At 65.6% G+C, this 11,627-nt stretch carries 11 protein-coding genes and 1 tRNA gene; 10 read left to right on the top strand and 2 right to left on the bottom strand.

The window, feature by feature from the left end; translation table 11 throughout:
- Positions 1–27 precede the first annotated feature (27 nt).
- Positions 28–1,173 (bottom strand): hypothetical protein, encoded by a 1,146-nt coding sequence (locus tag LB555_RS16075; protein WP_140714097.1) that lies wholly within the window; start codon positions 1,171–1,173, stop codon positions 28–30.
- 289 nt (positions 1,174–1,462) lie between these two features.
- Between LB555_RS16075 and LB555_RS16080 the strand changes: the two genes are divergently transcribed.
- From LB555_RS16080 to LB555_RS16125, 10 genes are all read left to right on the top strand, one after another.
- Positions 1,463–1,538: transfer RNA gene (locus LB555_RS16080), tRNA-Thr, on the top strand.
- A 307-nt stretch (positions 1,539–1,845) separates the two neighbouring features.
- Positions 1,846–2,055, top strand: a complete 210-nt coding sequence (locus LB555_RS16085) for a hypothetical protein (protein WP_015314065.1) — start codon at positions 1,846–1,848, stop codon at positions 2,053–2,055.
- Positions 2,056–2,203: 148 nt separating this feature from the next.
- The gene (locus LB555_RS16090) at positions 2,204–2,392 is read left to right on the top strand and encodes a YodC family protein (RefSeq protein ID WP_015314066.1); all 189 of its coding nucleotides are present in this window, start codon (positions 2,204–2,206) and stop codon (positions 2,390–2,392) included.
- Between the two features lie 209 nt (positions 2,393–2,601).
- Positions 2,602–3,024 (top strand): EF-hand domain-containing protein, encoded by a 423-nt coding sequence (locus LB555_RS16095; RefSeq protein WP_224683243.1) that lies wholly within the window; start codon positions 2,602–2,604, stop codon positions 3,022–3,024.
- A 45-nt stretch (positions 3,025–3,069) separates the two neighbouring features.
- Positions 3,070–3,612, top strand: coding sequence for an RNA polymerase sigma factor (locus tag LB555_RS16100; protein WP_140714101.1), 543 nt, complete (start codon positions 3,070–3,072; stop codon positions 3,610–3,612).
- Positions 3,613–3,638: 26 nt separating this feature from the next.
- Positions 3,639–4,091: a hypothetical protein gene (locus LB555_RS16105; RefSeq protein ID WP_224683244.1), complete on the top strand. Its 453-nt coding sequence runs from the start codon at positions 3,639–3,641 to the stop codon at positions 4,089–4,091.
- The gene (locus tag LB555_RS16110) at positions 4,088–4,543 is read left to right on the top strand and encodes a periplasmic heavy metal sensor (RefSeq protein WP_224683245.1); all 456 of its coding nucleotides are present in this window, start codon (positions 4,088–4,090) and stop codon (positions 4,541–4,543) included. Before LB555_RS16105 ends, LB555_RS16110 begins: the two co-directional genes overlap by 4 nt.
- Positions 4,544–4,652: 109 nt before the next feature.
- Positions 4,653–4,934 carry a GCG_CRPN prefix-to-repeats domain-containing protein gene (locus LB555_RS16115; protein ID WP_224683246.1) on the top strand — a complete coding sequence of 94 codons (282 nt, stop codon included), beginning with the start codon at positions 4,653–4,655 and terminating at the stop codon, positions 4,932–4,934.
- Positions 4,935–5,053: 119 nt separating this feature from the next.
- Positions 5,054–6,559, top strand: a complete 1,506-nt coding sequence (locus LB555_RS16120; RefSeq protein ID WP_224683247.1) for a DUF1800 family protein — start codon at positions 5,054–5,056, stop codon at positions 6,557–6,559.
- A 46-nt stretch (positions 6,560–6,605) separates the two neighbouring features.
- Positions 6,606–7,844, top strand: a complete 1,239-nt coding sequence (locus LB555_RS16125; protein ID WP_224683248.1) for a DUF1501 domain-containing protein — start codon at positions 6,606–6,608, stop codon at positions 7,842–7,844.
- 54 nt (positions 7,845–7,898) lie between these two features.
- Here LB555_RS16125 and LB555_RS16130 read toward each other — a convergent pair whose 3' ends face one another.
- Positions 7,899–11,309 carry an acyl-[ACP]--phospholipid O-acyltransferase gene (locus LB555_RS16130; RefSeq protein ID WP_224683249.1) on the bottom strand — a complete coding sequence of 1,137 codons (3,411 nt, stop codon included), beginning with the start codon at positions 11,307–11,309 and terminating at the stop codon, positions 7,899–7,901.
- Positions 11,310–11,627: the final 318 nt, after the last annotated feature.

Genomic DNA, 11,627 nt, shown 5'->3' on the forward strand with positions numbered 1-11,627 from the left:
CAATGTGTCAGTCGCAACGAATTCAGTTCAGGGTTCGACCGAGACACGGATCTCGTAGACGTCGACCGCCTTGCCCTGCTTGTCGAAATCGGAATTGATGGCGATGGTTCCGGCCGAGCCCGGATGCTTGTCGGGAAACTTCACGTCGAACAGATATTCGTTCTTCTGCTGGCCGACCGCGTAACGCTTGCGGCCGCAATCGCCGAGTTCGCCAAAATTGCAGTCGACGGATATCTGCGTGTCCTTGCCGTCCTCGGCCCGGGCGATGATGTCGAACACGGCGTGCTTGCCGGCGAGTTTTTCCAGCACGCCCTGTCCGACATCGAAGGCGATCGCCGAGCCGGAGGCGCCGGACTGGATGCGCAGGAACGGCCCGCTGTCGTCCTTCATCACCTCGGCCTTGGCGTCGGACGGAGCGGCGACATGCGTCGGGTCGGACGGTGAAAACACATTGATCCAGTCGCGCGACAGGTCCGCGGCACCGGGCTTTGCCGGCGCGTTGGCGCCATCGGCCGGGGTGAAATCGTCGTCCTCGACGGTCGGCGGCGCTTCCGGCGGCGCGGTATTGAGCTGCGCGGCGGTCTTGAACACACCGGTTTGCATGGCAAAGTACAGTCCGATGCCAATCGCCGCGAGCAGCGTCACCGTGAAGAAAATGGCGGTCAGCGGCAGCCGCCGGCCTCGAATGCGCCGCTCATCGCGATCGGGCGCGACTTCCGTGGCGGCACCGGAAGAGGCTGGAACCGACATGTCGATGGCTGGCGCACCGGGCAGGGTCGCATCCGGCATGATGTCGGGAACCACCGGCAGCACGCGCGAACGCGGTGCGTCGGAAGCGGGCTGCCCGGGACCGTCGACGGTCACAGCGGGCGATGACGCCCTTGGGCCCGCCTCGACCGCGGGCGCCGCGCCGGCCGCGGCCTCGACCGCCGGCGCGTCGATCTGCGGGGCAACACCGGGCACCGCCGGCAGGTACTCGGATTCGATTTCGGTGATTTTTGCCTGGATTGCCTTGCGGCGCTTGATGGCGACTTCCACGGTCACGCCGGGATTGGCCTGGAGCGCGCGGTCGAGCGCGGCGAAGGCCGAACGATAGACCCTCTCGCGGAACGCACGGTCCTCGGCATTGCCCTTTTCCAGGGCGTTCCGGATCGCTTTTTCGATCGCGTCCAAGCGAGATCCCTCTGCAAATTGTCCCAAGCTTTCATGATGGTTAGCCGCAGGCGACCAATCAATCAACGGGCGGGCAGCCGCATTCTGCCTCGACAGACCGTCCAAAGTCTATTTTCACGATGTTCCGGCAAACAAAATCGGAACATGTCGGCGATTCCGGGCATGCAGGGACGCCAGAACGCCGGTTTCGATCGGGGCGCGGCTCTTGCATGATTTGCCAAGTCGCATCTTGAATTCGCGGCCGGTTGAGTCTATCACCCTGCCCATCTTGGAGGCCTTGGCCTCCCGGGCCGCTTTAGCTCAGTTGGTAGAGCACATCATTCGTAATGATGGGGTCAGGTGTTCGAGTCACCTAAGCGGCACCAGTTTTTCAAACCGATGGTCGAAGCTGCCTGGACGCGCGGAAGAGGCCCGAATCCCCGGCCGTTTGCGTTTGCCATGGATGCAAGGATCTGCCCGTCGATCGACAACAACTCGGGAGCGGTGCAGATCTGGCCGAAGACCCGCGAGGCAAGTCGCGACTTGCTCCGGGCTTGGAAAACTCGCGAAAGCGAGCAATCCGGGATTTTCAAATCTCAATAACAAATGATGGACCGCGCATTTCTATTTTTTTGGAACAGACACTTGGGTTGCACATTTCCTGCCGACAGTTCCATGACAGGAGGTTTTGAATTGCCAAGGCGTGTCGACAAGGAAAAGCTGGCAAGAGCGGACCGCGAGGCGAGGCTGGTGCTGGATGCCGAGCGTCACGCAAGGGACGCCAAGACAACCCGCCTGAGGGAGCAGAGACTGCAGCAGGAGGCATTGGCGGACAAGGCCCCGCCTGCGCGCCGACGGGAGCCGACTGGGAAGCCGGCCAGGCGTGTGATCGAGGTGGACTGACCTGTTGGGGGGGTGCCCGGTTCGCCCCGATGGCGCGTCAGCGATGTCTCCGCGTTGCCGCATAAGACAGTAGCCCAGAAGACCCATATGCCATTGTCGGGACCCCCGTTTTGGTATGAAATGTCGGGTGTCAGCATGGGAGGTCCAAATGCCCAACACTTTCAAGACCGGAGACGTCGTCAAGCTGAGGTCGGGAGGCCCGAAGATGACGGTCAGCGACGGCGCCGCTTCCGGCATGTATCTGTGCCACTGGTTCAACAAAGACGGCGACGTGTGGACCCCCCAGCATGCCGGCTTCAAATCGGATCAGTTGATAGCCGCCGACCAATCGACGTAATTCCCGCCTTCGCCAACGAGCCGGCCCGGCGCAATTCAGATGCGCCGGACGAGGTGTTCTGCCGTACCCTGGGCCGCCAAGGTCCATCATCGCCGGCAAGCGGCGTGATAGGCATGGCGACCGACGGATTTCTGCGATCACGACGTTTAACGGTTGAAGCATGACCATGGCATCGGGCCATGGCAATGCGCCAACCGGAGACGTGAAGCATGATACGCCGTTCGATCCTTGCCGCTGCCCTGAGCCTGCTGACCACCGCGGCTCTGGCCCAGACAGGGACACAGCCACCGGCCGCCACACCGCCCGCCGCGACTTCGTCGGCCGCCAAGTCCGACATCACGGTGGCCAAGTTCCAGAAACGGCGAGAGAAGGCGATCATGGCCGCCGACACGGACGGCGACGGCAAGATCAGCCTGCTGGAATGGGAGGCCTTTCAGGCCAAGCGCAACGTCAAAGGCGATCCCGCCAAATCCTTCGCGCGCATTGATTCCAACCATGACGGCTTCATCGACCGGGCCGAGCTCGATGCGTTATTCGCCAAGCGCTTTGCCAGGCTGGACAAGAATGGCGACGGCATTCTGACGGGCGACGAGATGCCGGGCCACAAATCCGCTCCCAAGCCGGAGCAATGACCAAGAGGCTATGACGCATGATGGACATTGGGTGTGCGCCAACCCATGAGCCCCGACCCGGACGAGGAGCTGGTTCGCCGGGTCGGCACCGGCGACCCCGCGGCGGTGCGGACGCTCGTCGCGCGCAAGCTGCCGCGCATCCTTTCGCTGGCCGCGCGCATGCTCGGCGATGCGGCGGAGGCCGAGGACGTCGCACAGGAAACCTTTATGCGCATCTGGCGTCACGCATCGGGCTGGCGGCGCGGCAACGCACGCTTCGACAGCTGGATCCACCGGGTGACGCTAAACCTTTGTTACGACCGGCTGCGCCGGCGCCGCGAGCTGGTGACCGACGACCTGCCGGACATTGTCGATCCCGCCCCGCTTCCCGATGCCCATCCCGGCAAGGAGGCGCATCGGGTCGAGCAGGCCTTGCAGGCAATCGCGCCGCGCCAGCGCGAGGCGATCCTCCTGGTCTACTATCAGGAGATGTCCAACATAGAGGCGGCCGCGATCCTGGAGATCAGCGTCGATGCCCTGGAAAGCCTGCTTTCGCGCGGCCGGCGGGCGCTGCAGGTGATCCTGGCCAAGGATAGTGTCGATGAATGAGAAAGCCGCGATCAAAGGACAGACCGATGTCTGATGGGTCCAGGAACGAACCGGCAGTGGATGCAGAGCGCTTTGCGGCTCTGGCGGCGGCCTATGGCGGCGACTTGCGGCGGTGGCCTCAGGCCAACCGCACGACCGGCGCGACGTTCGCAAGGACCGAGATGGGCGCGGCCATATTGGGGCAGGCAGGCAAACTCGACGCCTTGCTCGACAGCTATGACGTCATGGCGCCTGGCGCGGCACTGCACGGCGGCATCCTGCGAATGGCCGACCGGCTGCTCGTCCAGCGCCGGCGCCGGCGGATCTGGTGGCTGGGTCTTGGACTCGCCGGCATCGGCCTGGCCGGCGCCATCGCCGGATTGGCCCTGGTGAGCGTCGTCACGCCAGAGTTTCAGCCCGACCGCTATCTCCTCGATGCCAATGCGACGGCGTTCGGCGATGCCGGGTCCGATGGCGAGACGATGGAGGAGGACCTATGAGCACGGGCCGCTACCTCGTCATCGCATCCGTGGTGCTGAATGTCTTCCTGGCCGGCGCGCTTGCGGGCGGAGCCGTCTGGATAAGAAGCGGCAAGCCCGGCCAGGGCTATTCGCTGGAAGCCGCCGGGAGCCGGCTTCCCAACCAGGAACGTGTGCTGTTTCGAAAGGCGCTGCGCGACGTGCGGCGCGAATCCCGCCAGGTCATCCTCGATGGCCAGCAGGCCAGGCGCGAGGCAGCCGACCTGCTGCGCCAGCCCGTCCTCGACACGACGGCCCTGTCGGCCGCGCTGGAAAGGGCGCGCAATGCCGATATCGCCGTGCGCACACGGCTTGAGCAGCGCATCGTCGAGTTCGCGACGGCGGGTTCGGCCGGGGATCGCGCCGTGCTCGCGGACGGGCTGGCCAGGCGGGCCGGGCCGCCACCGGCGGCAGAGCCGAAAAAATCGCCGTGACCGCCGACGGAAAACGACCGCGAGGCCGTTTAACAAGAGGAAGGGCAAGCCTGCCGGACCAATCGGTACGCACAGGTTTTCATTCTCGGATAACATTCGGAGTAACGTCATGAACCGTCTGACACAGTATGCGGCGGCAGCCGTCCTCGCCTTCACCGGAACCGCCGCGACCGTCGCGACCTCTGCCGCCATGCCGCTGGTGGCGCAGCCGGCCGCCCCGGCGCTGATCGATCACGTGGCCTGGGGTTGCGGGCCTGGATGGCATCCCAATCGCTGGGGGCGCTGCGTTCCCAACCGTGTCGTGGTGTATCCGCGCTACCGCTATTGGCACGGCCCGGCCTACTACGGCTGGCATCCGCACCGCCACTGGCACCGCTGGCACCGCTGGTAAGCGCGCGCGGGGGCCGGGCGGCATCCGCCTGCCCGGCCGCCTGTCCCCGTTTTGAGCTGGGGAAACAGCCCGATCGGGCGTCGCGCGCCTCGCGTGAGATCCAACGATGGAGCGTTGACATGGCTGTCGCGACCAAAGTGCCCATGGCGCCAGATCCCGCCCTGCCAGATCCCGCTTTGATAGCCTTCAACCGCTTCGGCCTTGGAGCCCGGCCGGGTGACCACGAAAGACTGGCCGGCGACCCTCGCGGTTATCTCAAGGCGGAGCTGCGGCGGCCCGACGTCGCCATGATACAACTCGACGATCCCGCCTATGCCGACCTCAGGGGGAGCACGCCGGCCATCCAGGCCAGCATGGCGGCAAATCTCCAGCGCAAGCCAGACCGGCAGCGAATGGCGACGGAGCAGCCGCCAGCGGGCACGCCAGCCGCGGCCTCGGTCATGCCGCCACCCGCCGCACCGGCCATGTCGCCGCCCGTCGCCCCGGCCGCGGCCGAACCCGCCGTGCCGCCTGTCGAGGTTATGTTGTTCCGGGCGGAGGCACAGGCGCGCTTCGACAAGGCGATGCAGGCAGAGGCCGGCTTCGTCGAGCGCCTGGTCTATTTCTGGTCGAACCATTTCTGCGTCTCCGTCGCCAAGGACAACATCGTGCGCGCCAGCGCCGGGGCGTTCGAACGGGAGGCCATCCGGCCTTTCGTGCTCGGGCGCTTCGCCGACATGCTCATGGCGGTGGAGCGGCATCCGGCCATGCTGTTCTATCTCGACAACCAGCAGTCGATCGGCCCGGACTCCCGCGCCGGCAAGAACCGCCAGCGCGGCCTCAACGAGAACCTCGCCCGCGAAATCCTGGAACTGCACACGCTCGGTGTCGGCAGCGGCTACAGCCAAGCCGACGTGACCAGCTTCGCGCGCATCCTGACCGGCTGGATGATGGCCGGACGGGAAGGACGGCTGGGCGAACCCGGCAGTTCCGTTTTCAACGCCAATGCGCATGAGCCGGGTGACGCGGTGCTGCTCGGCAAGACCTATCCGGCTGGCGGCATGGGCCAGGCCGAGGCCGCGCTCAATGACATCGCCCGTCATCCGGCGACCGCGCAACACATCGCCACGCAACTTGCCCGCCATTTCATAGCCGACGAGCCGCCGTCGGCGGCGGTCGCCCGCCTCGCCAAGGTGTTCACCAGGAGCGACGGCAATCTCAGGACACTGGCGGCGGCGCTCGTCGACATGCCGGAAGCGTGGTCGACGCCATTGGCCAAGATGCGCTCCCCCTTCGACTATATCGCGGCCATCCGCCGGGCAGCCGGTCCTGGCCCGACGAACGACCCTGGCCAGTCGCTCAACTGGCTCAACGCGCTGGGCGAGCCGCTCTGGCGGCCGCCGGGACCGAACGGCTTTTCCGACCAGGCGGACAGCTGGGCATCGGCGGAAGGCATGAAGATCCGCCTCGACATCGCATGGCAGGCCGCCCGGCAAGTGAAGGACATCGGCCACCCCAACGGCATGCTCGACGCGGTCGTCGGTCCCTCCGCCTCGCCCGAAACACGGCAGGCGGTCGCCCGCGCGGAGTCCAAGCAGCAAGGCCTGGCGCTGCTGCTGATGGCGCCCGAATTCCAGCGACGATAGATCGAACGATAGGTCCGGCGCCGACAACTCCCATGGAGACGAAGTCATGAGCCTGCTGTGCGAAACCCCTCACCCTTCCCGCCGCGCCGTGCTGACGACCGGCGGCGCGCTGTTTGCCTGGGCCTATCTGCCGCGCTTCGCCCGTGCCGCCGACAACCGCGACCCGCGCCTGATCGTCATCGTGCTGCGCGGTGCGCTGGACGGCCTGTCGACCGTCGGTCCGGTCGGCGATCCCGACTATGCCGGCCTTCATGGCGACATCGCCCTGTCGCTCACCGGCCCGCACGCGGCACTGCCGCTCGATGCTTTCTTCGCGGTCAATCCGGCGATGCCGGTGTTTGCGCGGTTGTTCAAGAACAAGCAGGCGGCTGTCGTGCACGCCGCCGCGACCGGCTATCGCGAGCGCTCGCATTTCGATGGCCAGGATGTGCTGGAAAGCGGCTTTGCCGGTCCCGGCCATGTCGCCACCGGCTGGCTCAATCGGGCGCTGGAGAACCTGCCGGCGGGCGACCGCGTGGCGACACTCGGCGGCCTGGCCGTCGGACCGTCGACGCCGCTGGTGATCCGTGGCGCGGCTCCCGTGCTCGGCTGGGCGCCGCAATCGCTGCCGGCGCCGGCCGGCGACCTCGCGGCGCGCGTTCTCGATCTCTACCAGCATCGCGATCCGGTTCTGGCCGTCGCGCTGCAAAAAGGTCTCGACGCCGATCGCATGGCGCTTGACGACCAGATGGGCGCCAAGACGATGAAGCCGAAAGGCGGCCTCGACAGCGCCGCCGGCATGCGGCAGGCCGCGCAAGGCGCCGCCAGGCTGATCGCCGCCGATGACGGGCCGCGTGTCGCGGCACTCGCCTTCGACGGCTGGGACACGCATGTCAACGAAGGCGGCGCGACCGGCCGCCTCGCCAGCCTGCTCGGCGGCCTCGACGGTGCCTTCGAGGAATTCAAAAAAGGTCTCGGCGAGCGCTGGAAGGATACGGCAATCGTCACCATCACCGAATTCGGCCGCACCGCGCGGGTCAACGGCACGGTCGGCACCGACCACGGCACCGGCACCGTGGTGCTGCTCGCCGGAGGCGCCATCAAGGGCGGCCGCGTCATCGCCGACTGGCCGGGGCTGAAGCCCGCGCAACTTTACCAGCAGCGCGACCTTGCGCCGACCAGCGACGTCAGGGCGGTGCTGAAAGGCCTGCTCGCCGACCAGTTCGGACTTTCGGCCTCGGTGCTCGGCGAGAAAGTGTTTCCGGACTCAGGTGCTGTGAAGCCGATGATGAACCTGATCGCCTGAAGGTCTGGCGGCGCCGCGTCTCCTACCGTGGCGCCGTCTCGCTGTCGCCGGCGATCAGGCGGCCTCGACCTTGGCTGCCTGCAAGGCTTCGCCGCGTACCAGCCTGGTCACGCCGACGAAGTCGATCTTGCCCGAGCCAAGCACCGGCACATGCGCCACGACGCGCACTTCAGCCGGCACCATCAGGTCCATGGCGCCATTTGCCTTGGCGAACGCCAGAAACTCGGCGCGCGTCGCTTTCTCGGCCTCGGTGACGAGCACCAGTTTTTCGCCCTTGCGCGGGTCCGGTACGGTCGCGACCGCCGAGAGCGAACCTTTCCACAGCTCGCCCGCCAGCGCTTCCACCGCAGCCAGCGAAATCATCTCGCCGCCGATTTTCGCGAAACGCTTGGCGCGGCCGCGAATGCTGACGAAACCGGCATCGTCGATGCTGACGATGTCGCCGGTGTCGTGCCAGCCATCTTGCAGCGGTTCGAGCACGCCCGGCTTTTCGGCCCTGAGATAGCCCGCCATGACGTTGGGGCCGCGCACGAACAGCCGGCCACCGCCCTCGACGCCGATCACCGGTTCCAGACGATATTCCATGCCGGGCATGATTTTTCCGACCGTGCCCGATTTGTTGTACATCGGCGTGTTGATGGAGATCACCGGCGCCGTCTCGGTAACGCCGTAGCCTTCGAGAATGCGCAGGCCGAACTTCTCCATGTAGGTTTCGCGGGTCGAGGCCTTGACCGGCTCCGCACCGGAAAAGCAATAGCGCACCGAGCGGAAATCATAGGGATGCGCTGTACGCGCATAGCCGCTGAGGAAGGTGTCGGTGCCGAAGATGATTGTCGCATTCGAGGCATAGACCAGTTCCGGCACGATGCGGTAGTGCAGCGGCGACGGGTAGAAATAGACCGGGACGCCGGACACCAGCGGCAGCACCGTGCCCGCCGTCAGGCCGAAGGAATGGAAGATCGGCAGAACGTTAAACACCTTGTCGCCCGAATGGAAATCGATGCGCGAGGCGGCTTGCGCGGCGTTGGCCAGGATGTTGCGGTGGGTGAGCACGACGCCCTTCGGCGTCCCTTCGGAGCCCGAGGTGAACAGGACCACGGCCGGGTCGGTGGCCTTGCGGGCAACCCTGGGCGTACTTTTGCGCAGCAGGCCGAGCAGCTTGTCCTTGAGGCCGATGGTCGCGCGCAAATCATCGAGCCAGACAATGTTGAGCGAGCGACCGATCTCCTCGACGATCGCGCCAAGCTTGGCCTGCTCGACAAAGGCCCGCGAGGTCAGAATGGTGGTTACCTGCGCCGCCTTGCAAGCGGACAGGATGTTGGCGGCACCGGCGGTGAAGTTGATCATCGCGGGGACCTTGCCGGCGGAGATGACGCCGAGCAGCGCGGCACAGGCGCCATTGGCGTTGGGCAGCATGATGCCGAGCGTGTCCTGTCCGGCATAGAGCGTCTCAAACTTCTCGCCGAGCACGGCGACAGCCGTGAGCAGCTTGCCGTAGCTCAGCGAACCGGCGACCGGATCCTGCACGGCAAGTTGCTTCATGCCGCGCTCGGTCGCCGTCTCGATGATCCTTTCGAGCACGGTCTTGTCGATATGCTGGGTGCGGAAGACGAGGTCGGACATCACCTGGTAGAGCGCGGCACCGGCGGCGGCGCGCCGCTTGCGTCCCTTCAGCTCGTCGTCGACCTTGAGCCTGACCGGCGGCAGTATGGTCACCTTGACCTTCGGGAACAGGCGGCGGCGCACGTGCTGCGCCGTCAGCCGCGAGAAGGGGCTTTTCTCCAGCCCCTCGATGCGGATCGGCACCACCATCGAGCCGGTCTTGTCGGCCACCATGGCGGCACCGTCATAGACCTTCATCAGCCCGCCGGTGACGGTGATGCGGCCCTCGGGGAAGATGACCAGCGGGTCGCCGTTCTGCACGATCTTGATCAGCGTGCGTGTCGACATCGGCTTGGACGGATTGAGCGGCAGCGCGCGGGTCAGCTTTAAAAACGGCTTCATCCACCAGGCCTGCGCAATGGTGTAGTCGATGGCGAAGACCGGCTCCTCATTGGTCAGCGTCAGAGCCAGCGGTCCATCGAGGAAGCTGACATGGTTCAGCGCCAGGATGGGTGCCGGGCCCGCGGCCTTGAGATTGTCCAGGCCTTCGACTTCCAGCCGATGGAAGGCGCGGAAAAGAATGGAGACAAAATCGCGGAAGGCATTGGTCGGCAGGTATTTCAGCATCAGCCAGGCGGCGACGGCATTGGCCAGGGCGAGGCCGAACAGGATGCCTCCCGTCGAGACGCCGGCTGCCTGGATGATGGCGACGAGCAAGCCGCCGACGGTCATGAAGCCGGCGTTGACGATGCTGACCGCGGCGACGACCCGGGCGCGGCGCGCCTCGGGCGACCAGGCCTGCACGGCGGCAAAGGTCGGCACCACGAGGAAGGCGCTGGAAATGGCCATGCCGGCGAGGTCGATCCCAACACGGATCGTGTTTGGCCCGGCGAAGAAGAGGCCAAGGGTTTCGGATCTGGGCGAAGGCTGCATGCTCCAGATGGTCCATGCGAGCTCGAGGCCGAACAGCGCCAGCAGCGCCGTGCCGACCGGTGCGGGCAAGAGCACGATGCGTCCCTGCGACATCCACGCGGCGATTGCCGAGCCAATGGCGATCGAGATAGCGAACACCGCGAGATAGGCGGTGACCGCGATCTCGCCACCGCCGAGCTGATCCTTGACCAGCGTCGGCAGGATCGAAAGCACAATGGCGCCGATCAGCCAGAACCAGGACGTCATCAGGCCGGCGCGCCAGATCCGTGAGTCCGTGCGCAATTCGCTGACCTGGCGCCAGGTCGAGCGAAAGACATTCCTGTCGATGACGAGGTCGGGCGCCGCGGACCCGGTTGAAGGGATGTAGCAGCTGACGAACCAGCAGCCGACGGCGAGGATCATCATGATCGGCCCGAAGACCGAGACGCCGATGCCATCGGCCGAGACCACGCCCCCGGCGATGGTGCCGCCGAGGATGGCGGCGAAAGTCGCGGACTCGATCCAGGCGTTGGCGCCCGGCAATTCCTTGCGTTCGAGGTGATCGGGCAGGATGCCGTATTTGATCGGCCCGAACAGCGCCGAGATGATGCCGAACATCAACAGCGCGGTCATCAGCACGGGGATGGAGGACAGCGCGATGCCGACGACCGCCACGGCAGCGGCGCCGATCTCGGCAAATTTCAGCCGGCGGGCGATGAGCGCCTTGTCGAAGCGATCGGCGATCTCGCCGCCCAGCGCCGACAGGAGCAGGAATGGAGCCATGAACACGGCGCCGGCCAAAGTGACCAGCGAGGCCGCCTGATCGGCGGCCAGTGTGAAGAGGATCAGGAACACCAGCGTGTTCTTGAGGAAATTGTCGTTGAAGGCGGACAGGAACTGCGTCCAGAAAAGTGGCGCGAAGCGCCGCGAAAGCATGAGATGCGTGTTCATGGCGATTTCCATCTGGCGGAATCCTTCGACAGTGTGCCGATAGGCCCTGCGGGTTGCAGGCGCTGTTCAGTTTTAGTGATAGTCCTGAGCTGGTTAAACTTTCTTGCTGCGCTTTTGCCCATCCGCGGCTTTCGGCCGCTGCGAAATGAACGTCGTTCACAATCGCACTCTATCACGCTTTGAACATCGTTCAAGGGGAAAAATGAACAGCGTTCACCAAACCGGTTGATGGTCCGAATGTCGAAACCAGCCCTCGCAGGACCGAGGGCGCCACGGGGTGACCCTCCGAGGCTTCGAGCATACCAACGGGGCCGATGG

It is taken from the genome of Mesorhizobium sp. BR-1-1-10, from assembly GCF_020165595.1.
Classification (GTDB): Bacteria; Pseudomonadota; Alphaproteobacteria; order Rhizobiales; family Rhizobiaceae; genus Mesorhizobium; species Mesorhizobium australicum.

Bases quoted from the DNA above. Each gene is read 5' to 3' on its own strand.
- LB555_RS16090 (WP_015314066.1), top strand. From the start codon at position 2,204: ATGCCCAACACTTTCAAGACCGGAGACGTCGTCAAGCTGAGGTCGGGA.
- LB555_RS16095 (WP_224683243.1), top strand. From the start codon at position 2,602: ATGATACGCCGTTCGATCCTTGCCGCTGCCCTGAGCCTGCTGACCACC.
- LB555_RS16100 (WP_140714101.1), top strand. From the start codon at position 3,070: ATGAGCCCCGACCCGGACGAGGAGCTGGTTCGCCGGGTCGGCACCGGC.
- LB555_RS16105 (WP_224683244.1), top strand. From the start codon at position 3,639: ATGTCTGATGGGTCCAGGAACGAACCGGCAGTGGATGCAGAGCGCTTT.
- LB555_RS16110 (WP_224683245.1), top strand. From the start codon at position 4,088: ATGAGCACGGGCCGCTACCTCGTCATCGCATCCGTGGTGCTGAATGTC.
- LB555_RS16115 (WP_224683246.1), top strand. From the start codon at position 4,653: ATGAACCGTCTGACACAGTATGCGGCGGCAGCCGTCCTCGCCTTCACC.
- LB555_RS16120 (WP_224683247.1), top strand. From the start codon at position 5,054: ATGGCTGTCGCGACCAAAGTGCCCATGGCGCCAGATCCCGCCCTGCCA.
- LB555_RS16125 (WP_224683248.1), top strand. From the start codon at position 6,606: ATGAGCCTGCTGTGCGAAACCCCTCACCCTTCCCGCCGCGCCGTGCTG.
- LB555_RS16130 (WP_224683249.1), bottom strand. From the start codon at position 11,309: ATGAACACGCATCTCATGCTTTCGCGGCGCTTCGCGCCACTTTTCTGG.